We start from the raw sequence: 21,768 nt of genomic DNA, 5'->3' as shown, positions 1-21,768 counted from the left end.
CACGACTGAGCCCGGCCACCGCCACGACGTCCCACTCCAGGCCCTTGGCGGCGTGGGGGGGGGGGGGCGGCCCCCCCCCCCCCCCCCCCACCCCCGCGCCCCCCCCCCCCCCCCGCGCCGCGGCCGCCGCGGGGGGGGGGGGGGGGCGCGCCCCCTCCCCCCGCCCCCCCCCACCGCTGTCACCACTGTGCCGGAGGCGGGGGCGGCGACACGGGCGGCCGGTCGTCGCAGGTGATGGTGTTGGGCAGCAGCCACGGCGCGAGCCACCCGCCGTCGTTACCGCCGAGGTCGGTCAGTGTGAACTCCGAACCGGCCGGGGTGAAGTGGAACGATCCGCAGTTGTTGACGCCGACCGCGCCCACGTTGCGAGCGTCCACGTTGGCGAACGAGGCGGACCCGGCAGCGCGGGCGCTGAGCACCGAGGTGCCGGTGCCGTCGACCCGGACGTCCCGGAACCGGGCGTCGGAGATCGAGTAGAGGTCCTTCACCGGCCAGTCGCTGACCAGCATGATCGCGTTGTACGTGTTGTCCAGGTACGCGTCGCCGGTCACCTCGATGGGCGCCTCGATGCTGCGATCCAGGGCGAAGACCCAGATCGCGCCCAGCCCGATGTTCCAGTTCAGCTCGTACGTGCCGGCGCGGGCCGTGGTGTTGTTCGTGAAGCGCAGGTGCCCGGTGAACGGCTCCGCGCCGAAGCGGGCCCCGGCGTGCAGGCCGCTGCCCTCGCGTACCGGGTCGGCGACCAGGTTGTGCGAGACGGTGGTGTCGGTGCCGCCGTAGATGGCGATGCCGTTGGCAAGGGTCGGTGACTGCACGGTGTTGTGGTCGAACGTGTTCCGTACGTTGGCCGTCTTCTCCGACCACATCGCCAGGCCGTCGTCGCCGGTGTTGCGGACGAAGTTGTGCGACACGAGGGAGTCGGTCACGCCGGTGTGGAAGTTGAGCGCGTCGGCGATCTGGTCGACGATGATGTTGTTGGTGACGCGGACGTTGCGCATCGGGCCGTCGAACCACAGACCTGCCTTGGTGTGGTGCAGGTAGAGCCCGTCGATCGTGGAGTCGCTCATCGCACCACCGATCGCGTTGACCTGGTCGGTGTCGATGCGTTCCCGCACGTCGCCCTCGATGGCGAAGCCGGAGAGGTGCACGTTGCGGCTGCCGCCGTCGGCGGCGTCCCGCCCATAGAACCCGACCCCGGTGTGCACGGAGCCGTCCGGCGCGGGAGTCGGCAGGGCGACCTCGCGGCCCTTGATCGTGGTGTACCAGTTGCCGGCGCCCTCGATGGTCACGTCGTCGACGATGATGTGCCGGTTGACCTGGTAGGTGCCCGGCGGGATGTAGACCTTGAGGTGGGCGCGCCGAGCGAAGGCGATGGCCCGGTCCAGCGCGTCGGCGGAGTCCCGCCGGCCGGTGGGGTCGGCGCCGAAGGCGAGCACGTTCGCCGCGAGCAGTCGGACGTGCGGCGGTGCCACCAACTCGGAGTCGAGCAGGTCGATGACCGTCCAGGCGGCGGCGCTGCCGGGCGGCGCGGTGAGCCGGACCTTGTCGCCGGCCCGGTAGGTACGCCCGAGCAGCAGCCGCTGCTCGTCGTAGAAGTGGGTGGGCCGGAACGGCTTGTTGATGCTCGGGTACGGCGTGGTGGCCGACGGCACGCACTGGCACTCGGTGATCCACCAGTCCGGGTGCAGCAGCCCGGCCTGCGGGTCGTTGGTGAACGGGTACTGGTTGTAGAGCCACGAGTACTGCGATGTGAGCGTCATGGTGCGCAGGTGCTTGCCGTTGACGGCGACCCGCAGCGGCGCGGTGATCCCGCCACCCTGCGGCGCGTCCGGGATGCTGTACCGCACGGTGATCCCGTTCGCCGCGCTGGGCAGGACGAATTCCACGTACTCCCCGGGGGTGAGCCGGACCGCCCGGCGGCCGGAAGCCTCCGCGGGCAGCGTGTAGGCGGTGCGGTCGGGCCCGATGATCTCGCCGTTGGTGCGGGCGTTCTCCGCTTCCTGCTCAAGGAAGTCGACGTCCGCGCCGCGTCCGGCGACCAGTGCCGGATCGAGGGCGGCCCGGGTGACCACCGGCTGCGCGCCGGCGGACGCGGGTGGACTGGCGACGGCCGCGGTGGGTCCGGCGACCAGCACGGCGAGACCGGCCGCGAGCGCGACGGCGGTGCCGCTGGGCCGGCCGGGGCGTCCCCGCGCCGGCGTGAGGCTGCGAAACATCGGTGACCCTCCTGGGTGGGTGGTGGTGGAGGTCCGCCCGGCGTCCCCCCGACGCCCGACATTGATCGTCATGATGCAGCACCAGACAGGGCGCTGCAAGACAACTATCGAACAACGAAAATAAACGACTATCAGGCCGCAAGAAATGGACGGTCGTCGAGTTGAGGTGCCGCGCGTCGCCTGCCCCCACCAGCTCACGCCCGGCGTAGGCTGATCCGCGTGGATCAAGAAGACCGGATTGCCCTCTTCCTCGACTACGAGAACCTCGCGTTGGGCGCGCGCGACCATCGTGGCGGCGCAGCCTTCGACTTCCGGCCCATCGCCGACGCGCTGGCCGAACGAGGTCGGGTGGTCGTCCGACGGGCGTACGCCGACTGGTCCTACTTCGACGAGGACCGCCGGATGCTCACCCGGTCCCACGTCGAGCTGATCGAGATCCCGCAGCGGATGGGCGCGTCCCGTAAGAACGCCGCGGACATCAAGATGGCCGTCGACGCGATCGAGTTGGCGTTCGAACGCGACTACATCTCCACCTTCGTGATCTGCAGTGGTGACAGCGACTTCACCCCGCTGGTGCACAAGCTGCGCGAGCTGAACAAGCGGGTCATCGGCGTCGGGGTCGAGGGGTCCACCTCGGGGCTGCTTCCCCCGGCGTGCGACGAGTTCCTGTACTACGACCGCTTGGAGGGCGTGGACATCCCGCCGGCCCGTGGTCGGCGCGCTCGTCCCGCCACCCGGCAGGCCGGCGCGGACCAGCGCCCACCCGAGCCCGAGCCGGAGCAGGAGCAGGAGCGTCGTACACAGGACGCGGAGCCCGATCGGGATGTGGACGCCCTCGCGGTGCTCGTCGCCCAGTCGGTCGCCGGGTTGCAGGGCAGCGCCAACGGTGAGGTCACCGCCTCCCGGCTCAAGCGGACCCTGTTGCGCAAGGACCCCACCTTCAGCGAGTCCGACTACGGCTTCCGCACCTTCGGCGAACTGCTGCGCCACCTCGCCGAGCGCAACGTGATCGAGCTGGCCGAGGGGCCGGCGAAGGGTGACCCCGAGGTCTCACTGCCCGAGCACGGCGACCGGGAGGTGGCGTTCGGTCTGCTCCGGGGCGTCGTGGCGGACCTCGGTAGTGGCGGCAACCCGGTGGCGTTGTCCGGGTTGAAGAACCAGGTGCGCCGGGCCCGCCCCGACTTCAGCGAGAAGAAGCTCGGCTACCGCAGCTTCCTACAGTTCTGCAAGGCCGCCGCCACCGCCGGCGTACTGGACCTGCGCTGGAGCCCCGAAGCCGACGACTACCTCCTGACAACCCAAACCTGACCGCCCCGCCGACCCGCGCCCCGCCGACCCGCGCCCCGCCGACCCGCGCCCCGCCGCGCCCCGCCCGCCTGAGCTGATCAAGAGGTTTCCGTCAGTGGGAACGCGATCCCTGACGCGAACTTCTTGATCAACAGGGTTGGGGATTGCCGGCGGGCTGCACGGTAGAGCTTCCTGATTCGCAACTCAGGAGCGGGAGAACCGCCCGTTATGGTTTCGAACCGCCAACGGTTGGCCCGAAATGCGCCTGGATTGTCGCCCTTGCCCCGGTCCGGGCATACCTGCGCCGTACCCTCCGCGCGGGAATTGCTATACGGTCGGCGAATGAAGGTGGAGGAGCACTGGTGGAACGGAGACACGACCCCGCGCGGGCGCCGGGACGTGTACATCCGTACTGACGGGCAGGGTTGGGAGGTCCGCGCCCAGATCGGTGGGGCGTCGGGTCGTGAGCGGGTGCAGCAGTGCCCAAGCCGGGCCTCGGCGGCCATCCTCGCCGACGCCTGGCGCGGCACCCACCCATCCTGGCGCGAGCTAAAGCAGCGCTGATCCGGCACCGGGCCGGGTCGGCAACGTTCCTGGGCTACAGCCCGGCGCGCCCGCCGACCGGGCCCGGCGCTCGGTTACCACTCCACAACTCGGCTGGCCGGCTCAACTACTCCTCATCAAGTGATGAAAAGTAGGTCCCGGGGCGCGGATTGAGCTACCTGATCAAGGGATGGCGGCGGATCTCCGTGTCCCCGCCCTCAGGTCGGGTACCCGGAGGGCTGCCGGTCGCGCCCGATGGAGGTCGCCCATGTCGCAGGGTCCCGATGAGGAGAACTCCAGGATCGACGAGGAGGTCCGAGAGGCCGAGCGTCGGCTCGCCAACCTCGGCGCCTCGTCGGACGACGCGCTGACCGACGACGACGCCCGCGCGCCGGACGGTGCTCCCACCGAGGAGAACGCCGATTAGGGCCTGCCCGGCGTCCTGCCGGACAGGCCCCATGATCGGCTCAGCGCTTCAGCGTGAAGGTGAAGTCGCCGGAGAGCTTGCCGCTCAACCGGAACGCCGAAACGACCTTGCCCTCCATGATCAGTCGGTCGATCTCGCCGCGCGACAGACGGCAACCCTCAGCGATCAGTCGGGTCGGCCGGACCGGGACCCGTGCCGCGTTGCGGACCGCGACGTCGATCACGTCGAGGTCCAGATGCTCCGATCCGCCGGTGTCGAGACGCCAGGCGTCGGTCCAGTCCAGGGCGAATCGATTCCGGTGCTGGACGGCCGGATCCTGGAGCAGTTCGGCGACCAGGCCGCCATTGTTGGCATGGAGCCGGTCCAGCAGTTCGGGTGGGATGGTGCGCACTGTCATCCGTTCCAGGACGGTGAGTTTCGCCGTCTCCCCACACTCGGTGCAGAGCACGAGAAGCCAGACGTCGAGGAGCTTGTGGTTGGCGTTGACACGGAACTTGCCGCTCGCCCGAAGGCGTTGGGACGGGCACGCGTGGCAACGGCGGTTGACGATCGGCAGGCAGGTGGGCACGACGGCCCAGTGAATGAGCACAGAGGTACACCGGTTTCAGTGAGAAGTCCGCAGCAAAAAGGAGCGCGGCGCACAGGCGCGACGCGCGACAGATCAGCTCTCGGGAGGTCTCACAGGGTGTACAACGGCACGTCCTTACCTAGACGACCTGGTTGCGCAGCACGGTAACGGCGCACGGCGGCGCCGCTCCACTGGTTTTACGCTTCAGGAGCCCGGGTGGCGGGACGAACGAACCGGTCAGGCCTTCGGGACCGGCAGGACCACGCCCTCGGCCGCCGACCGGTGGGCCAGCTCGATCAACTCGACAGTGTGGACGGAGTCCCGTGGGTCCACCGGCATCGGCGTGCCATCGCGCAGCGCAGCCGCCACCTGGGCGTAGAAGCTCTGGTACGCGCCGGGTTCGGTCGGCACCGGCCGCAGGTCACCGTCGACGCCGAGCAGGCCGTAGCGGTCCGGCGGAACCTCACCCCAGCCCGGCTGGTCCGGGCGGCCACCGTCGTGCAGCGCCGCCTCCTGCACGTCCAGCCCGTAGCTGGTGTAGCCGGCCCGGTCGCCCAGCACCCGCAGGCGCGGCCCGAGCTGAGCGGTCACCGCACCCATCCACAGGTGCGAGTGGACCCCGTTGGCGTGGGTCAACGCCACGAAGGCGTCGTCGTCGACGGCCGCGCCCGCGCGGCGACGGTCCACCTCCGCGTACACCCGCTCGACCTGGCCGAACAGCTGCACCGCCTGGTCGACGAGGTGGGCGCCGAGGTCGAAGAGTGCGCCGCCGGCTTCCTCCGGACCGGCAAGCTCCCGCCAGCCCGGCTTGATCGTCGGACGGAACCGCTCGAACCGGGACTCGAAGCGCAGCACCTGCCCCAACTCGCCCTGCTCGACCAGGCGGCGGACGGTCAGGAAGTCGCCGTCCCAGCGCCGGTTCTGGAAGACCGTCAGCGGCACCCCACGCTCGGTCGCCTCGTCGATCAGCGCGCGGCCCTCCGCGGCGGTCGGGGAGAGGGGCTTGTCGACGACGACCGGCAGGCCGGCGGCGAGCGCCGCGCGCGCCATCGGCACGTGCTGCCGGTTCGGCGTCGCCACCACGACCAGGTCCAGGGCGTCCGGGGTACGCCACACCTCGTCGGCGTCGTCGACCAGGCGGGCGTCCGGGAAGTGCTGCCGCGCCTGTTCGCGTCGCTGCGGATCACGGGTCACGATGGCGTCGAGCCGCAGCCCGGGGGTCGCGGCGATCAGCGGCGCGTGGAACACCCGGCCCGCCAGCCCGTACCCCAGCAGACCAACCCGCAGCGCCTTCGCCATGCCGTGCCCCCGTCTCCCTGGTCCGCGCCCTGACCTGGCGCCGGTACCGCTGAGAAGAATCTACGCCGGGCCCGATCTCGGCCCGGTGCCGGTCAGGTAACCGGGTCGGCGCGCAGGTAGGTGAGGACCGCGAGCACCCGCCGGTTGGTGTCGTCGCTGGGGGGCAGGTCGAGCTTCAGCAGGATGTTGCCGACGTGCTTGCCGACCGCCGCCTCGCTGACGTGCAACCGGCCGGCGATCGAGGCGTTGGACCGCCCTTCGGCGAGCAGCGCCAACACCTCGCGTTCCCGGGCGGACAGCGCGGCGAGCGGGTCGCGGGGGCGGTGCAGCAGTTGCCGGACCACGTCCGGGTCGATGGCGGTGCCGCCGTCGGCGACCCGGCGCAGCGTGTCGACGAACTCGGTGACCTCGGCGACCCGGTCCTTGAGCAGGTAGCCGACGCGTTGGCCGTCGCCGCTGTCCAGCAGCGCCGCCGCGTACCCGGTCTGCACGTACTGGCTGAGCACCACGACCGGGAGGTCAGGTCGCTCGGTGCGCAGCGTGACGGCCGCGCGCAGCCCGTCGTCGCGGCGGCCCGGCGGCATCCGGATATCGGTCAGCACCAGGTCCGGTTGGTGGTCGCGGGCCGCCGCCAGCAGGTCCGGTGCGGAGCCGACGGCCGCGCACACGGTGAAGTCGAAGCGGGTCAGCAGCGCGACCAGACCCTCCCGCAGCAGCACCTCGTCCTCGGCGAGCACCACCCGGGTCACCGACGACATGGCAGCTCCACCCGGACCACTGTAGGGCCGCCGGGCGGGCTGGACAGGAGCAGCCGGCCGTCCACCGCGGCGACCCGGTCGGCGAGCCCGGTCAGGCCGGTGCCCTGGGCCGGGTCGGCGCCGCCGTGGCCGTCGTCGGTCACCTCGACGACGAGGTCACCGCCGATCCGGGTGAGGCGTACGTCGGCGCGGGTCGCCTGCGCGTGCCGGGCCACGTTGCCCAGCGCCTCGGAGACCACGAAGTAGGCGGTGGTGTCCACGATCTCCGGCAGTTCGTCGTGCAGGTCGGCGTGCACGGCGACCGGGATGGTGGCGGCGTCGGCCAGCTCGCGCACGGCGCCGGCCAGGCCGAGGTCGGTGAGGCTCTGCGGGCGGATGCCGTGCACCAACTGCCGCAGCATCACCATCAGTCCCCGGGCCTGGTCGTGCGCCACGGCGAGGGGGCGGGACGCGGGGGAGTCCTCGGGTACGTCCAGCCGGGCCAGCCCGAGCTGAAGGGTGAGGCTGGTCAGCCGGGGCTGGGCGCCGTCGTGCAGGTCGCGCTCGATCCGACGGCGTTCGGCCTCGTACGCGCCGACCAGTCGGGTGCGGGAGCGGGTGACCTCGCGCAACGCCGCCGCGTCCACCGGGTGGGCCAGTAACCACCGGGCCACGGCTGCCTGGGCGGAGGCGAGCAGACCGACGGCGTACCAGAGAAGTGGGACCAGCAGCACCCCCACGATGGCGTACGGAATGGCTTCGCCGGTGCTGTCGATCGGCTGCCAGATCACCACCGGCTGGTTGGCGTCTCCGGCCAGCCAGGGGCTGGAGATCATTCCGAGGTCGAGCAGCACCAGCACCAGGAACACCCAGTAGGCGACCGGAGTGAACCCGCCCAGCCAGAACAGGTAGGCCACCTCCCGCCAGGTCGCGGCGTTGCGGTAGCGGGCGACCAGGCCCGGCCACGGCGACGAGGGCAGCGGGCGACCGTCGACGAGCCCGACCCGCCACCGCTCGACGACGGCCACCGGGAAGCTCACGAGCGGGGCCAACGCCAACAGGGTGAGGCTGCCGGTCGCCAGGAACAGCATCAGCGCGATGCTCGGTGGTCGGCCGTGCAGGCGGAGCCCGTTGGCGGCGGCCAGCAGGGGCGCGCCGATGACGAGCAGCCCGACGCCGAGCACGCCGGCGATCGGCACCGTGGTCACCAGGTAGGCCAGCGCGCGCCAAGGCCACGCGGAGATCAGCCAGCGGCGGCGGCGCAGCGCCTCGGCCAGGTGCGAAGGGTGTTCCGTGGTCATGCAGCAGACGCTAATCGGGGGCGACCGGGTGCCCCAGCCGTCCAGATCCCCTCTTCGGGGTATGCCCAGCACTACCAGCGAACGGGTGTGCGGAGCCCGGAAACGGGAAGAACGCGAGGTCACGCGACCCGCGTGACCTTTGCTGGCGGCGGCTGGAGAGACATGGGTGCCAGAACCTTCGTGGTGGTCGGCGGGACCAGCGGTCTCGGCCTCGCGGTGGCCCGACTGCTCGTCGACGAGCATCAGGTGGTGGTGTTCGGCAACGTGCCGGCCGAGGTCGCCGCCGCTACCGACGAGCTGGGTTGCGACGGCGCCGTCTGCGACATCTCCTCCTACGAGCAGGTCCGTGACGGGTTCGCCGAGGTGGTCGAGCGCTACGGCACGATCGACGGGGTGGCGGCCTGCGCCTCCATGTGGGCCGGCGGCGACCTGGGGGACCTGTCGGTGGAACACATCCGCCGGGCCGTGGAGATCAACGTTCTGGGCATCACGTACCTGCTGCGGGAGGCGGTGCAGCACCTGCACCGGCAGGGCCACGGCAACGTCGTCTACATCGGCGCGCTGGCGCTGTCGGCCCCCCGGCCCGGCATCCCCGTCTACAGGGCCACCAAGAGCTACGGCAACAGCCTTGTCGATTCGCTGGCCGAGGCCCAGCACAGCAACCGGGTCAAGGTGATGCAGCTGCACCCCGGGCCGATGCCGACCCGGCTACAGGAACGGGTGGGTGCCGAGTTCCTGGACGAGGTGTACGCCATGCCCGAACAGGTCGCCACCGAGGTCGTCCGGTTGCTGTTGCTCGAACCCGACGACCTCTACGTCTCCGGTGAGCGCGTGCTGCGCGCGGACGGGCGGTGGTGACGGCAGCAGCCGGACCCGCCGACCGTCCGGTCTCGGCCTGGGCGCCGCTGCGGACGGCGGTCTATCGCAACCTGTGGCTGGCCCTGCTCGCCGCCAACATCGGTACCTGGATGCAGACCGTCGGCGCGCAGTGGCTGCTGATCAACCACTCCAACGCCTCCACCCTCGTCGCGTTGGTGCAGACCGCCAGCCTGCTGCCGGTGCTGCTGCTGGCGTTGCCCGCCGGGGTGCTGGCCGACAGCTTCGACCGCCGGCACCTGCTGATCGCCGTGCAGCTGTTCCTGGTGGCGGTGGCGGTCGTGTTGACGCTGCTCACCCTGACCGACCGGATGCCGCCCGCGCTGCTGCTCACCCTCACCTTCGCGTTCGGTGTCGGGCAGGCGCTGACCCTGCCGGCCTGGGCGGCGGTGATCCCGGAGCTGGTGCCGCAGGAACAACTCCGGTCGGCGTCCGCGCTCGGGTCGATAAGCGTGAACGTGGCGAGGGCGGTCGGACCCGCCGTGGCCGGCGTGCTGATCGCCCGTACCGGCGTCGCCCCGGTCTTCGGCATCAACGCGGTCGCCTTCGCGATCTTCGCGTACGCGCTGTGGCGCTGGCGGCCCGGCAACGCCCGCGCGGTCGAGGTGCCGGAGCGGTTCACCGCCGCGTTGCGCGCCGGCAGCCGCTACGTACGCCACTCGCCGATCGTCCGCCGGCTGTTGCGCCGTGCGTTGGTCTTCGTGGTCCCGGCCAGCGCGCTGTGGGCGTTGCTGCCGTTGGTGGCGAGTCGGCGGCTGGGGCTGGGCTCCGGCGGGTACGGGGTGCTGTTGGCGGCCCTCGGCGTGGGCGCCATCGCGGGTGGCGTGCTGCTGGCCGTGATCCGCACCCGGCTGACGGCCAACCAGCTCCTGCTGATCGCCGGGGCGCTGTTCACAGTGGCGCTGACCGTCGTCGGCACCGTCCGGGCGGTGCCGCTGGTGCTGCTCGCCCTGCTGCCCGCCGGGATGGCCTGGGTGACGGTGCTGGCCAACGTCAACGCGGAGATGCAGCTCTTCCTGCCCAGTTGGGTACGGGCCCGGGGCCTGGCCGTCTACCAGGTGTGCTTCGCCGGTGGGCAGGCCGCCGGCGCGCTGCTGTGGGGTCTGGTGGCCGAGATGGCCGGGCTGCTCCCCGCGTACCTGGCGGCGGCGTCCCTGATGCTTCTCGGCACCCTGACGAGTCGGATCTGGCCGTTGCCGGACCTGCGCTCGGTCAACCGGGAACCGGCTGCCTACTGGCCGCAACTGCACCTGGCGCGGGAGCCGGACCCGGGGGTGGGGCCGGTGCTGGTGACGGTGCAGTACACGGTCCGGCCGGAGCGGACCCAACAATTCCTGGCGGCGATGGACCTGGTGCGTGGCGCGCGGCAGCGGACCGGCGCGATGCGGTGGGGGCTGTTCCGCCCGGCCGAGACGGTGGACCGGTTCGTCGAGGTGTACCTGGTGCCGTCCTGGGACGAGCACCTGCGCCAGCACGGCGGCCGGTTGACAGGTGAGGACCGCGCGGCCGAGCAGCGGGCCCGGGAGTTGACCGACGGCGAACCGGAGGTCCGACACCTGGTGCCCGCCGCGGCCGGCCCGACGCTCTCCGACGACCGCGAGGCGCTCTGACACCGCGCGGCACCCCTGAGCAGGGGCCGGCGCGGCCGCGTACGACGTACGGTCTCGTTGTTAGGATGGCCGCACCATGGCGAGTGAGCGCAAGGCGACCGCGGACCCGGCCCGCAGCCTGGCCCTTCTCTGGCGCACCCGGGAGCCGACCAGCCGCAGCGCCGGTCCGGCGCTCAGCGTCGATCGGATCGTCCGGGTCGCGATCGACATCGCCGACGCCGAGGGTCTCGACGCGCTGACCATGCGCCGGGTCGGTGAGGCGCTGGGGGTCGGCACAATGTCGGTCTACACCTACGTGCCGGGCAAGGCCGAACTCGTCGCCGTCATGATCGACACCGCGTACGGCGAGATGCCACGCCCCGCCGTCGAGGGCGACTGGCGTACGCGGTTGGAGCGGATCGCCCGTGACAATCTTGCGCTCTACCAGCGGCATCCCTGGATGCTGCGGGCCGAGACGACCCGACCGGTGCTCGGTCCGCACCTGATGGCCAAGTACGACTACGAGCTGAGCGCCATCGTCGACATCGGGCTCACCGACGTCGAGGTCGACGCCGTGCTCACCCTCGTGCTGGGCCACGTGAAGAGCGCCGCCCGGGCCGCCTCCGAAGTGGTCGACCTGGAGCGCGAGACCGGCATGACCGATGGCCAATGGTGGCAGTCGCACGCGCCCTGGCTGGAGACATTCCTGAAGCCCGACGCCTACCCGACCGCGTCCCGGGTCGGCACCGCGGCCGGCCAGCAGCACGGTGCCGCGTACGGCCCGGAGTACGCGTTCGAGTTCGGTCTGCAACGCGTCCTCGACGGGATCTCGGTGGTGGTCACCGAGCGGGCGGCCAACCGGTAGCCGCTAGCGCGGTGTTGCCCGTCGAGCCAGCCGGGCCAGCGAGCGCGCCGACGGGCTGCCTGGCTCGGCGTGATAGATCACCAGCGACTGGGTGGTGCCGCTGATCGTCAGCTTCTCGTAGCGCAGCGCCAACTCGCCCACCTCCGGGTGCTGGAACACCCGCACCCCACCGCCGGCGCGGGCCGTGACGTCGTGCCGGGCCCACAACCGCCGAAACCGCTCGCTGCCGGCCGTCAGCTCCCGCACCAGCTCGACGAGGTGGGGGTCGTCCACCTCGGGGCCGACCTGTGCGCGCAGGCCGGCCACCGCGTTGGCCGCGACAGCCGTCAGACCCGGGTAGAGCGCCGGCACGCTCGGGTCCAGGAAGACCGCGCGCAGGAGATTCACCCCGGCGGTGAAGATCGGCGCCAGCGCGGTCGCGGCGGGGTTGGCGAAGAGCACGTCCAGGTGTCGACCGTGCACGAAGGCCGGCGTCTCGGCCCACGAACCGACCAACTGCCGGATGCCCACCGGCACCCGCTCCGAGGGTCGCGCCGCCCGGCGGGCCGGCACCGGCCGGGCCAGGGCGTGCAGGTGTGCCGCCGCGTCCGCGTCCAGCCTCAACGCGCGGGCCAGCGCCTCGACCACCTGCGTCGACGGGTGCCTGTCACGCCCCTGCTCCAACCGCAGGTAGTAGTCGGCGCTGATGCCGGCGAGCAGGGCGGCCTCCTCGCGCCGCAGGCCGGGGACCCGCCGACGGCCGTGCGCGGGCAAGCCGACGTCACCCGGCCCGATCAGCTCACGCCGGGCACGCAGGTATTCGCCCAGCGGGCCGGCCACGCTCACCCGCCCATCGTAGGAGCCGCCACCGACCGCCCATCCTGGTCCTGCCACTACCAGGAAAAACAGGGAACCGGCTAACGCCTGCCGCCCGGGTGACAGTGTCGGAGTAAGCGTGATCGAGAGACGGGACAGCAATGACAGAGCGCCTCACGACCCCCTTCGGTTTCGCCTCCACCGCCGACGAGGTCATCGCCGGGGTGGACCTCAGCGGCAAGCGGGCCATCGTCACCGGCGGTGCCGCCGGCATCGGCATCGAGACGGCCCGTTCGCTCGCCGCTGCCGGCGCCGAGGTCGTGCTCGGGGTCCGCCGGGTCGCGGCGGGTGAGCAGGCCGCCGCGGACATCGCGGCCAGCATCGGCGCGGAGCGGGTCACCGTCCGCGCGCTGGACCTGGCCGACCAGGATTCGGTACGCCAGTTCGTCGCCGGCTGGGACCAGCCGCTGCACATCCTGGTCAACAACGCCGGGATCATGGCGCTGCCCGAGTTGGAGCGCACCGCCGAGGGCTGGGAGATGCAGTTCGCCACCAACTTCATGGGGCACTTCGCGTTGACCGTCGGCCTGCACGACGCCCTCGCCGCGGCCGGCGGCGCCCGAGTCGTGTCGGTCAGCTCCAGCGGCAACCTCTTCTCCCCGGTGATCTTCGACGACCTGCACTTCGCGTTCCGGCCGTACGACCCGCTGCTGGCCTACGGGCAGTCCAAGAGCGCCGAGGCCCTGCTCGCCGTGGAAGCCACCCGCCGCTGGTCCGGCGAGGGCATTTACGCCAACGCGCTGAACCCGGGCGCCATCGCCACCGGGTTGCAGAAGCACACCGGTGGGCTGAAGTCGCCCAGGGAGATGCACAAGACCCCGCAGCAGGGCGCGGCGACCTCCGTGCTGCTCGCGGCGTCCCCCCTGCTGGACGGTGTCGGCGGTCGCTACTTCGAGGACTGCGCAGAGGCCCCGGTCGTCACCGAGCGGCCCGCCGACTACAGCGGCGTGGCCGCGTACGCGGTCGACCCGGGCAACGCCGCTCGGCTCTGGGACGTGGCGTCGGACCTGATGTCGTAGCGCGGCGTCGCCGCTGGCCGGCCCGGCTCGGCGGAACCACGCCGGGCCTGGCAGTCCGGGTGGTACGACTGGGGCGGCGGTGGCAGCTGCGGGCCGGGGAAGGATGGCGATGGCGGGCGGGCTTCCGGGACGGCTGCTGCTCCGGCGGGAGAACCCGGGCAGGGCGTCGTTCCTGGCCCTGGGCGTCATCGGCCCCGCGCTGTTCCTGACCGCCCAGCTGCTGCTCATCGTCCTGGTCGACGGGATGCCCGGCCTGCGGGGATACGCGCGACAGATCAGCGGACGGGACGGGTCCGACCAGCGGCGGCACGGGGAGCGGCCCGATGCCTGAGAGAGAGCCGGACCACGGCGACCAACCGCGCAGACCCGACGTGGTGGAGTTGCGGGTGCACGGCGTGTCCGGGGGCGACCCCACAGTCATCCTCGACCGCCCGGGAGTCCGGCAGGTCGCCGGCGACGACCGCGGCGGCTTCCACCGCCCCGACCGGTCGGAGGGCACCGACCCGGGCGGGGTGACGCTGGAGGCGTACCGCTGGGGGGACCTGCCCGCGGGCACCGTGGCCCGGACCCTCTCCATGGTCTTCCTGCTGCCGTTCATGTTCAGCAACGTGGCCGTGTGGATGCGACCCACCGGCCGCCGCCGTGCCGTCGGGGTCACCATGCTGTGCCGGCTCCTCGCGCTCAACCTCACGGTGCTGTACGTGGTGTCCATCGCCGGGGTCGCGCTCGACCTGTTCGCCTGGCGGTGTCTCGGTGCGGTCCGCTGCCGTGGGCCCTTCGACACGATGGCCGGGCTCGACGGCCGGCACGTCGGGCAGCGGTTGGCCGTGCTGGCGCTCCTGCCGATCGCCGCCATCGCGTTCCTCATGCTCATCGGCACACGTCGGTCCCCTCCGGTCGGCAACGGGGTGTGGGCCGTGGAACCGCTGGTGCAGCGGCTGCGAGCGATCCACGTCGCCGCCGCGCTCGCCGTACTCGATCTCATGTTGCTGGTGGCCCGTCACACCGGTGGCGCGACGCTCGGGACGACGTTGCTGCTGACGCTCAGCGTGGTGGTGCTGCTGGTCTGCGTCGGTCTGCTCGCCGCCCCCGGGCTGGCCGACCGGGCCGCGATGGCGCGAACCGCGGAATGGACCGCCCGCACCACAGGCGTCCTGGCCGTCGGTCTGAGCGTGGCGACCCTCGTCCTCGTCGTGCGCGACGACCATGGCTGGCCGTCGTCGACCGGGATGCCCGGCTACGGCGGGATCGCGGCCGGGGCCCTGTTCGGTCAGATGACCCTGCTGGTGGTGCTCAGCGGGCTGGTGCTGTGGCACCGTGGCCGTGCGGGCGGACGGTCCACGCTGCGGCGTGGCCTGGGCGCGGCGGTCGTCGCCGCCTTCGCGGTCGGCCTGGCCGGCGGGCTCTCCGCCGGCCTCGTCTACCAGATCGGGCAGTTGCTCGGCGGTTACTCCGGCGACGGCGGGCCGCCGTTGCCGTACCGCTGGACGCTCCTGGCCTTCTTCCTGCACGTGGTCGCGGCGGTGCTGGTGTGCGGCGCCCTGACCGTCCTGTCGCGGCGACGACGACGCGTTGCGGCAACGGCGATCACCCGTCTCGACTTCCCGGTGGTTCCGCCGGAGGCGGCGGGGCGGCTGCGGCTGACGATGACGACCATCGCCCGGGCGAGGTTCACCGAGTGGCTGGGTCTGATCGCGACCACGTACGCGGTGCTCGCGCTGATCGGACTGATCACGAGCCTGCTGGGGCGTACCGGGCGTGAGCCGGAGGAGTTGGCGCGACAGGCGTTCGGGCTGCCGCCACGAGTCGTCGAGATGGGGCTCACCGGAAGCACCTACCTCCTCGCGGGACTGCTCCTCACACTGTTGGCCGGGGGTGTGTTCGCCTATCGGACCGCGTGGTTCCGCCGGCACGTCGGCATTCTGTGGGACCTGGGCACCTTCTGGCCCCGGGCCGCGCACCCGTTCGCCCCGCCGAGCTACGCCGACCGGGCCGTGCCGGAGCTGGCCGACCGGATCAGCCAACTGGCCGAGCGGCACGCCGGGGTGTTGCTCTGCGGGCACAGCCACGGGTCCGCGCTGCTGGCGCTGGCGGTGCTGCGGCTGCCTCCGCGCGTACGCCGACGGGTCGCGCTGCTCACCTACGGTTCACCGCTGGACCGCCTGTACGCCCGGCTCTTTCCGGCCTACCTCAACGAGCAGGTGCTGCGGGAGGTGGGGGAGCGGGTCGAGTGGCGGTGGCTCAACCTCTGGCGGGAGACCGACCCGGTCGGCGGCTGGGTGTTCGCCGCACACCGACCCGGTGATCCAGCTCCGGACCCGGCCGATCCGGCGGGCCAGGTCGACAGGCGGTTGCGGGACCCTGCACACCTGCTGCCGGCACCGGGAGAGCGGTCCGCGCCGCCGCTGCGGGGGCATCATCCGGGCGAGACCGACCCCGAGTTCCGGGCTGCGGTGCGCGAACTCACCGAGCGCCTTCGCGACGCCAATTGAGGGTTACCGGCCACAGGGGGCAGCGACGCCGGTCAACGATCCATCTCAGGAATCCGGTCGGACTCCGCCACCGTCGCGCGGACCTTGCGCAGGGTGGCGTCGGGGGCCCGGATCGCGGCCCGCCAACGGTCCAACGTCCGGGTGAGCACCCGGACGACGAACTGCAACTGGTTGACCTGCTCGCGGAGCGTGCCCAGCTCGGACCGGGCGCTGAACGCCTCGACCTCCAACTGGGTGATCCGTGTCTGCAACGGCTGAACCAGCGTGAGGGCGGCCTCGGTGAGCGTGTCGGCGGCATCGGCCTTGAACTTGCCCCGCTGCACCACGACTGTGGCGATCGCGGCAAGGCCGGTGCCCCCGCCGAGGATGCCGAGCACGCTGAGCGCCACCTGCACCCAGTGCGGTGCAGCTGGCGCGGGTGCGGTAATCACGTGACACCTGCCTGCAACTGTTCGTAGGTCACAAATTCGCATGCTCGCGCCAGGCGACGTAGGTCGATCGCTATCTGCGCGGCCCGCCAGAGCGACCCCACCGTCACCGCCATCACGAACGACGTCGCGACGATGGAGTTTCGGCCCGACATGACCAACAGGGCCACCGCGTACATGCCGGTGATCGTGCCGAGTACCAGCACCGAGGCGAGTTCGAGACCGAGCCCGGTGGAGAGTCGGCCGGGCCACAGGATGCCCAGTAGTCCGCCCACGCCCACCGCGACCAGACCCAGCTCCCAGGCGACCTGGATGGGCTCCGGCATCGACGTCTGAACGGACGTCGGCCGGACGTTGAGGGTCATCATCAGAACGCCGCAGAGAGGTGCTGCGGCCAGGACAGCGATCTCGTACGGCTGGTGGCGGGATCGGATACGAAGGTTTCCCACGGCAACTCCTTGGTCGAGGACCGGCGTCCGGCAGCGCCCGGCGGGTCGGTGCCGTTCGGTGGGTCGCGGCCGTGGAGCCGCGAACCGTGCGGCGGAGCCCGGTGGTGCGTTGCCTGTGGACGGTCGGTGAGCGAGAAGATGGAGCGACTCGACGTCGTTGGCTGCCGGTATCTGCCTGTGTATCACCGATGACCGGTTGGCGTCCACCTGCGTAACGTCGCGTTCCCGCAGGTCAAGGGGCATTGCATGATGGTTTTTGGGCGGTGGGAAGGGTGAAGCGTGGCGACCCGGCCGCACTGTCGCCCGGTGACAGGGAGTGTCAGATATCTTCCCCAGGGTGACGATCGTGGGCCGGGTCGCCTGTCGATCAGCGAGCGAGCAGGGCGCGCAGCGCCCGGAGCACCTCGGCCGGGGCCTCCTCCGCCATGAAGTGCCCGCAGCTGACCGTCTGGTGGTCCAGATCCGGCGCCCAGGCCCGCCACACCGCCGCCGCGTCGTAGCCCAGTGCCGCACCCCAGTCCTGCTGGAGCACCGCCACCGGCATCCGCAACTGGTTGCCGGCCGTCCGGTCGACGGCGTCGTGGGCCACGTCGATCCCGGCCGACGCCCGGTAGTCGGCGACGATCGAGGGGACGGCGTCGCGGGACGCGCGCAGGTACGCGGCACGCACCTCAGTCGGCAGAGCCTCCGGATCACGGGTCCAGACGTCCAGGAAGTGACCGAAGAAGGCGTCCGGGCTGCCGGCGATCAGCTCTTCGGGCAGGCCGGGCGGCTGCGCCATCAGATAGAGGTGAAACGCCACAGCGGCGCTGGCGCCGTGCAACACGTCCCACATGTCCAGCGTGGGTAGCACGTCGAGCAGGGCCAGGTGACTGATCGCCGCCGGATGGTCGAGGCCGGCCCGGAACGCGACCAGGGCGCCCCGGTCGTGCCCGGCCAAGGCGAACCGCTCGTGACCGAGCGCGCCGGCCAGCGCCACGATGTCGGCGGCCATGGTGCGCTTGGCGTACCTGGTGCCATCGGTGTCGAGGGGCTTGTCGCTGTCGCCGTAGCCGCGCAGGTCCGGACAGATGACCGTGTGGTCGGCGGCCAGGTCGGCGGCGACGTGCCGCCACATGAGGTGAGTCTGCGGAAAGCCGTGCAGCAGCACGATCGCCGGCCCGGAACCGCCCACGGCGGCGTTGAGCGTCACACCGTCGGCGACGGTGACGCGTCGGTAGTCGAATCCGTTGATCTTCGGGTCCACGGGGAACCTTCCTGGTGAGCAGTCCCGGCGGGGGCGGTGGCCCGTCGCCGTCGTACCTCACCGAGCCTGCCCGGCGGTGATCAGCAGCCGGTCAGCGTCGGATCAGTGCCGGCCGGGCCACGGGCCTAGATTGGTGCCATGACCAGGCAGCTGACGGCGCCCGTCGCGGTGACCTTCGGTGTACTCGGGCCGGTGATCGCCGCGACCGAGCGCGGCCCGGTCGCCCTGCGGGGACACCGGCAGCGCCTGGTGCTGGGCCGGCTGTTGATCGCCCACGGTCGGGTGGTGCCGGTGGATCGTCTCGTCGACGACCTGTGGGAGGTCGCACCGGACGGCGCTGTGGGCGCGATCCGGACCTTCGTCGCCGACCTGCGCCGGGCCCTGGAGCCCGATCGGCCACCCCGGCAGCCGCCCCGGATCCTGGTCACCGAGCCACCCGGGTACGCGCTGAAGGCCGCCCCGGACGCGGTGGACGCCGGACAGTTCGAGGCGGCCGTGGGTGAGGCGGCCCGGCTGCTGGCGGCCGGGCGTCCCGCGCCGGCCCTGGCCGCGCTGGAGTCGGCGCTCGGGCTCTGGCGCGGGCCCGCGTACGCCGACTGCGCCAACGAGTCCTGGGCGGTCGCGGAGATCAACCGGCTGGACGAGCTGCGGATGCTCGCCGTCGAGCGGCGGGCTGAGGCGCTCCTGGCGCTGGGCCGACCGGACGAGGCCGCCGCTGACCTGCCGGCACACCTGGCCAGCCATCCGCTGCGCGAGGACGCGTGGCGGCTGCTCGCGACGGCCCGGTACCGCGCCGGCCGGCAGGGCGACGCGCTGGCCGCACTGCGGGAGGCCCGCCACGTCCTGGTGACCGAGCTGGGGGTGGACCCGGGGCCCGAGCTGCGACGGCTGGAAACCGACATCCTCGCCCAGGCGCCGCACCTCGCCCCGCCCCTCGACCGGGCCGCCACCCCCGGCCCCGGGGAACCCGCGCGACCCGTCGAGACGGAGCAGCGCCCGTTCGTCGGCCGCGACGCGGAGCTGGAGCGGCTGCGGCACGCCGCCGAGGCCGCGTCCCGCCGCCGCCAGCCCACGCTCGCCCTGCTCAGCGGCGACCCGGGTGCCGGCAAGACAGCGCTCGCCGAGGCCCTGACCCGGCAACTCGCCGCCGAGGGCTGGACCACGGCGTGGGGACGCAGCCCGGAGTACGAGGGTGCCCCACCGGCGTGGCCGTGGACCCAGATCACCGACACGCTCGCCGGGACCGCCACCGGGCCGGCCGCCGTCGCTGCCGACCCGGAAGGTGGCTCGGCTGACGGTTCGGCCGACCCCGCCACCGTGCGGTTCCGTCGACACCGCGCGGTGGCCTCGTTGATCGCGGCGGCCGCCGACCGGGAGCCGGTCCTGCTGGTCCTCGACGACCTGCACCGCGCCGACGGCGACACCCTGGACCTGCTGACCGCACTGCTCACCGGCCCGCAGCCGGCCAGCGGGCCGGTGCTGATCCTCGGCACCTACCGGGCCACCGAGATCAGCACGGCGCTGACCGCCACGCTGGCCCGCGCCGCGGGGCTGGAGCCGGTCCGGGAGTACCTTGCCGGCCTGCCCGCGTCGGCGACCGGCGAGCTGGCCGGCGCCATCGTCGGGACGGAACTGGACCAGGCCACCGCCCGGTCGATCCACCGGCGCAGTGGCGGTAACCCGTTCTTCGTCCGCGAGCTGGCCCAGCTGTACGCGAGCACGGGGCAGGCGGGGCTGGCAGCCGTGCCGCCCGGGGTACGTGACGTGATCCGGCACCGGTTGGCGCAGCTACCCGCCTCGACCCGTACCGTGCTGCGGCAGGCGGCCGTGCTCGGTCGGGACCTCGACCCGGACGTGCTGGGCGCGTTGGCCGGTGACCCCACGGCAGCGCTGGACGCCGTGGACCGCGCCCTGGCGGCCGGGTTCCTCAGCGAGCGGGAGTCCGACGGGCGGCTGCGCTTCACCCACATCCTGGTCCGCGACACGCTCTACGCCGACCTGTCAGCGCCGCGCCGCGCCGCCTGGCACGCGGCCGTCGCCGAGGTGCTGCGACAGCGGGAACCCGTCGAGCCGGCGGCCCTCGCATACCACCTGCTGCGCGCCGGCGGGCCGGTCCACGCCGCCGAGGCGTCGACGTACGCCCAGGTGGCGGCCGAGCGGGCCGAGCGGGGCGGCAACCCGCACGAGGCGGCCCGCCTGTGGGGCCAGGCGATCGACGCGTACGACAGTGCCGGCGGGGCCGAGCCGCGTGGGCGGGTGACCGCGCTGCTCGGCCTGGGGCGGGCGCTGGCCGTGACGGGCCGGCTGGCCGAGGCGCGGCTACGGCGTGCCGAGGCGATCACCGTCGCCGAGTCCACCGGCGACCCCCTGCTGATCCAGGAGGCGCTGGCGGGCTTCGACGTGCCCGCCAGTTGGACGCGCAACGACGACGACCTGCTCTCCGGGCACATCGTCCGGGCAGCCGAACACGCCCTGACCGCGCTCGGCCCGATCGGCTCGGCGCAGCGCAGCCGGCTGCTGAGCACCCTCGCGCTGGAGCTGCGCGGCACCACCACCGATCGTGGCCGCCGCGCCGCCGCCGAGGCCGAGACGATCGCCCGCGACATCGGCGATCCCGCTCTGGTGGCGTTCGCGCTCAACGCCCGCTTCATGCACGCCTTCCACAGCGTTGGCCTGGCTGACGCACGGGCGCGGATCGGCGTGGAACTGGTCGAGCTGGCCGCCCGGCACCATCTGGTGACCTTCGAGGTGCTCGGCCACCTCGTCCTGGTCCAGGCCAACTGCGCGCTGGCCGACCGGCCCGCCGCCGACGCGCACGCCCGCGCCGCCGACCGCCTCGCCGAGGCGTACGAGCTGCCGTTGGTCGGTGTCTTCACCCGCTGGTACGCCGCGCTGCGGCTGGCGTTGGGCGGCGATCGGGACGCCGCGGCAACCGCGTACCGTGCTGCCGCCGAACAGCTGCCCGCCGACGGTATGCCGGGCCTGGCCCAGGGGTTGCTGCCGCTCGCCCTGCTCGGCCTGCGTCTGGCCGACGCCGTCAGCGACGCCCCGCCGGCAGGTGACCCTCGGCTGGCCGCTGTACTGCGGCCGATTCCCGGGCCGGACGACGAGGACTGGGAGCGGCTGGACTGGGGCCCGCATGAGCAGTGGGTGCGTCCCCTGCTGCTCGCCGCCGCCGACGACCCCGGTGCTGCCACAGCGGCGTTGCGGGCCCTGCCGGACGGGCCGCACGACCTGCTTCGGGAGGTGCGGCTGTGCCTCACCGCGCGGGCGGCGCTGGCCGTCGGCGATCGTCCCACGATGGAACGCGTCGCCCGCGCGCTCCGCCCGGCCGCCACCGAACTGGCTGCCGGCAGCGGGGTGGTCACCGTCGGCCCGGTGGCCGCGCACCTCGCCGATCTGGCCGCTGCGCTGGGCCGCGACGAGGAAGCCGCCGAGCATCGCCGTACCGCCCGGGTGCTCCTGGCGCGCGTCCGCGCCGACGACCCATCCTGAGCGCCGAGGCGGGTGTGCCTGGCCAACGCGTTCTGGCTCCCCGGTGACTTGCCGGTTTCGGCCGGAACCAGCCGTG

The 21,768-nt window shown here is 72.6% G+C and carries 19 protein-coding genes; 10 read left to right on the top strand and 9 right to left on the bottom strand.

Annotated features, from left to right (window positions below):
• Positions 1–179 precede the first annotated feature (179 nt).
• Positions 180–2,216 (bottom strand): glycosyl hydrolase family 28-related protein, encoded by a 2,037-nt coding sequence (locus AB0B48_RS06715; RefSeq protein WP_357196927.1) that lies wholly within the window; start codon positions 2,214–2,216, stop codon positions 180–182.
• Positions 2,217–2,435: 219 nt separating this feature from the next.
• Between AB0B48_RS06715 and AB0B48_RS06710 the strand changes: the two genes are divergently transcribed.
• From AB0B48_RS06710 to AB0B48_RS06700, 3 genes are all read left to right on the top strand, one after another.
• Positions 2,436–3,524, top strand: coding sequence for a PIN domain-containing protein (locus AB0B48_RS06710; protein ID WP_357196924.1), 1,089 nt, complete (start codon positions 2,436–2,438; stop codon positions 3,522–3,524).
• Between the two features lie 321 nt (positions 3,525–3,845).
• On the top strand, positions 3,846–4,067 hold the full coding sequence (locus tag AB0B48_RS06705; RefSeq protein ID WP_030335934.1) for a hypothetical protein: 222 nt from the start codon (positions 3,846–3,848) through the stop codon (positions 4,065–4,067).
• Positions 4,068–4,314: 247 nt separating this feature from the next.
• Entirely contained in the window at positions 4,315–4,473 is a 159-nt protein-coding gene (locus AB0B48_RS06700) for a hypothetical protein (protein WP_357196921.1), read from the top strand.
• Positions 4,474–4,513: 40 nt separating this feature from the next.
• Here the strand turns inward: AB0B48_RS06700 and AB0B48_RS06695 are convergent, their stop codons facing one another.
• From AB0B48_RS06695 to AB0B48_RS06680, 4 genes are all read right to left on the bottom strand, one after another.
• Positions 4,514–5,062, bottom strand: a complete 549-nt coding sequence (locus AB0B48_RS06695) for a DUF1062 domain-containing protein (RefSeq protein ID WP_357196918.1) — start codon at positions 5,060–5,062, stop codon at positions 4,514–4,516.
• Positions 5,063–5,278: 216 nt separating this feature from the next.
• Positions 5,279–6,340 carry a Gfo/Idh/MocA family oxidoreductase gene (locus AB0B48_RS06690; RefSeq protein WP_357196915.1) on the bottom strand — a complete coding sequence of 354 codons (1,062 nt, stop codon included), beginning with the start codon at positions 6,338–6,340 and terminating at the stop codon, positions 5,279–5,281.
• Positions 6,341–6,432: 92 nt separating this feature from the next.
• Positions 6,433–7,098, bottom strand: coding sequence for a response regulator transcription factor (locus AB0B48_RS06685; RefSeq protein WP_355006826.1), 666 nt, complete (start codon positions 7,096–7,098; stop codon positions 6,433–6,435).
• The gene (locus AB0B48_RS06680; RefSeq protein ID WP_357196911.1) at positions 7,086–8,378 is read right to left on the bottom strand and encodes a sensor histidine kinase; all 1,293 of its coding nucleotides are present in this window, start codon (positions 8,376–8,378) and stop codon (positions 7,086–7,088) included. Before AB0B48_RS06680 ends, AB0B48_RS06685 begins: the two co-directional genes overlap by 13 nt.
• 162 nt (positions 8,379–8,540) lie before the next feature.
• Here AB0B48_RS06680 and AB0B48_RS06675 point away from each other — a divergent pair, with 162 nt between their 5' ends.
• The 3 genes from AB0B48_RS06675 (at position 8,541) to AB0B48_RS06665 (ending at position 11,708) form a co-directional block, all read left to right on the top strand.
• Positions 8,541–9,236, top strand: coding sequence for an SDR family oxidoreductase (locus AB0B48_RS06675; protein ID WP_357196908.1), 696 nt, complete (start codon positions 8,541–8,543; stop codon positions 9,234–9,236).
• Complete coding sequence (locus AB0B48_RS06670) at positions 9,230–10,864, top strand: MFS transporter (RefSeq protein WP_357196905.1); 1,635 nt, start codon at positions 9,230–9,232, stop codon at positions 10,862–10,864. Before AB0B48_RS06675 ends, AB0B48_RS06670 begins: the two co-directional genes overlap by 7 nt.
• A gap of 76 nt (positions 10,865–10,940) precedes the next feature.
• Positions 10,941–11,708 (top strand): TetR/AcrR family transcriptional regulator, encoded by a 768-nt coding sequence (locus AB0B48_RS06665; RefSeq protein ID WP_355006822.1) that lies wholly within the window; start codon positions 10,941–10,943, stop codon positions 11,706–11,708.
• 3 nt (positions 11,709–11,711) lie between these two features.
• Here the strand turns inward: AB0B48_RS06665 and AB0B48_RS06660 are convergent, their stop codons facing one another.
• Entirely contained in the window at positions 11,712–12,533 is an 822-nt protein-coding gene (locus AB0B48_RS06660; protein WP_357196901.1) for a helix-turn-helix transcriptional regulator, read from the bottom strand.
• Between the two features lie 131 nt (positions 12,534–12,664).
• On the opposite strand from AB0B48_RS06660, the gene AB0B48_RS06655 reads away from it, so the two are divergent.
• The 3 genes from AB0B48_RS06655 (at position 12,665) to AB0B48_RS06645 (ending at position 16,074) form a co-directional block, all read left to right on the top strand.
• Positions 12,665–13,582: an SDR family NAD(P)-dependent oxidoreductase gene (locus tag AB0B48_RS06655; RefSeq protein WP_357196898.1), complete on the top strand. Its 918-nt coding sequence runs from the start codon at positions 12,665–12,667 to the stop codon at positions 13,580–13,582.
• 109 nt (positions 13,583–13,691) lie between these two features.
• Positions 13,692–13,913 (top strand): hypothetical protein, encoded by a 222-nt coding sequence (locus AB0B48_RS06650; protein WP_357196895.1) that lies wholly within the window; start codon positions 13,692–13,694, stop codon positions 13,911–13,913.
• Positions 13,906–16,074 carry a hypothetical protein gene (locus AB0B48_RS06645; RefSeq protein WP_357196891.1) on the top strand — a complete coding sequence of 723 codons (2,169 nt, stop codon included), beginning with the start codon at positions 13,906–13,908 and terminating at the stop codon, positions 16,072–16,074. The genes AB0B48_RS06650 and AB0B48_RS06645 overlap by 8 nt, the downstream gene beginning before the upstream one ends.
• Before the next feature lie 32 nt (positions 16,075–16,106).
• Here AB0B48_RS06645 and AB0B48_RS06640 read toward each other — a convergent pair whose 3' ends face one another.
• The 3 genes from AB0B48_RS06640 to AB0B48_RS06630 all read right to left on the bottom strand — a co-directional run bounded on the left by AB0B48_RS06640 (position 16,107) and on the right by AB0B48_RS06630 (position 18,197).
• A complete protein-coding gene (locus AB0B48_RS06640) occupies positions 16,107–16,505 on the bottom strand; it encodes a hypothetical protein (RefSeq protein WP_355006817.1) in 399 nt (132 codons plus the stop codon).
• On the bottom strand, positions 16,502–16,951 hold the full coding sequence (locus AB0B48_RS06635; protein WP_357196887.1) for a hypothetical protein: 450 nt from the start codon (positions 16,949–16,951) through the stop codon (positions 16,502–16,504). The genes AB0B48_RS06640 and AB0B48_RS06635 overlap by 4 nt, the downstream gene beginning before the upstream one ends.
• Positions 16,952–17,318: 367 nt before the next feature.
• Positions 17,319–18,197 (bottom strand): alpha/beta hydrolase, encoded by an 879-nt coding sequence (locus tag AB0B48_RS06630; protein WP_357196884.1) that lies wholly within the window; start codon positions 18,195–18,197, stop codon positions 17,319–17,321.
• A gap of 138 nt (positions 18,198–18,335) precedes the next feature.
• Between AB0B48_RS06630 and AB0B48_RS06625 the strand changes: the two genes are divergently transcribed.
• A complete protein-coding gene (locus AB0B48_RS06625; protein WP_357196880.1) occupies positions 18,336–21,692 on the top strand; it encodes a BTAD domain-containing putative transcriptional regulator in 3,357 nt (1,118 codons plus the stop codon).
• Positions 21,693–21,768: the final 76 nt, after the last annotated feature.

The organism is Micromonospora sp. NPDC049089 (genome assembly GCF_040648775.1).
Taxonomy (GTDB): domain Bacteria; phylum Actinomycetota; class Actinomycetes; order Mycobacteriales; family Micromonosporaceae; genus Micromonospora.
The sequence above is the reverse complement of the archived record's forward strand: the minus strand, read 5'-3'. Positions and strand labels throughout refer to the sequence as shown.

What these genes read in the sequence shown, in the direction of transcription:
- AB0B48_RS06715 (WP_357196927.1), bottom strand. Translation starts at nt 2,216, where the DNA reads ATGTTTCGCAGCCTCACGCCGGCGCGGGGACGCCCCGGCCGGCCCAGC.
- AB0B48_RS06705 (WP_030335934.1), top strand. Translation starts at nt 3,846, where the DNA reads ATGAAGGTGGAGGAGCACTGGTGGAACGGAGACACGACCCCGCGCGGG.
- AB0B48_RS06700 (WP_357196921.1), top strand. Translation starts at nt 4,315, where the DNA reads ATGTCGCAGGGTCCCGATGAGGAGAACTCCAGGATCGACGAGGAGGTC.
- AB0B48_RS06690 (WP_357196915.1), bottom strand. Translation starts at nt 6,340, where the DNA reads ATGGCGAAGGCGCTGCGGGTTGGTCTGCTGGGGTACGGGCTGGCGGGC.
- AB0B48_RS06685 (WP_355006826.1), bottom strand. Translation starts at nt 7,098, where the DNA reads ATGTCGTCGGTGACCCGGGTGGTGCTCGCCGAGGACGAGGTGCTGCTG.
- AB0B48_RS06680 (WP_357196911.1), bottom strand. Translation starts at nt 8,378, where the DNA reads ATGACCACGGAACACCCTTCGCACCTGGCCGAGGCGCTGCGCCGCCGC.
- AB0B48_RS06675 (WP_357196908.1), top strand. Translation starts at nt 8,541, where the DNA reads ATGGGTGCCAGAACCTTCGTGGTGGTCGGCGGGACCAGCGGTCTCGGC.
- AB0B48_RS06665 (WP_355006822.1), top strand. Translation starts at nt 10,941, where the DNA reads ATGGCGAGTGAGCGCAAGGCGACCGCGGACCCGGCCCGCAGCCTGGCC.
- AB0B48_RS06655 (WP_357196898.1), top strand. Translation starts at nt 12,665, where the DNA reads ATGACAGAGCGCCTCACGACCCCCTTCGGTTTCGCCTCCACCGCCGAC.
- AB0B48_RS06650 (WP_357196895.1), top strand. Translation starts at nt 13,692, where the DNA reads ATGGCGGGCGGGCTTCCGGGACGGCTGCTGCTCCGGCGGGAGAACCCG.
- AB0B48_RS06645 (WP_357196891.1), top strand. Translation starts at nt 13,906, where the DNA reads ATGCCTGAGAGAGAGCCGGACCACGGCGACCAACCGCGCAGACCCGAC.
- AB0B48_RS06625 (WP_357196880.1), top strand. Translation starts at nt 18,336, where the DNA reads ATGACCAGGCAGCTGACGGCGCCCGTCGCGGTGACCTTCGGTGTACTC.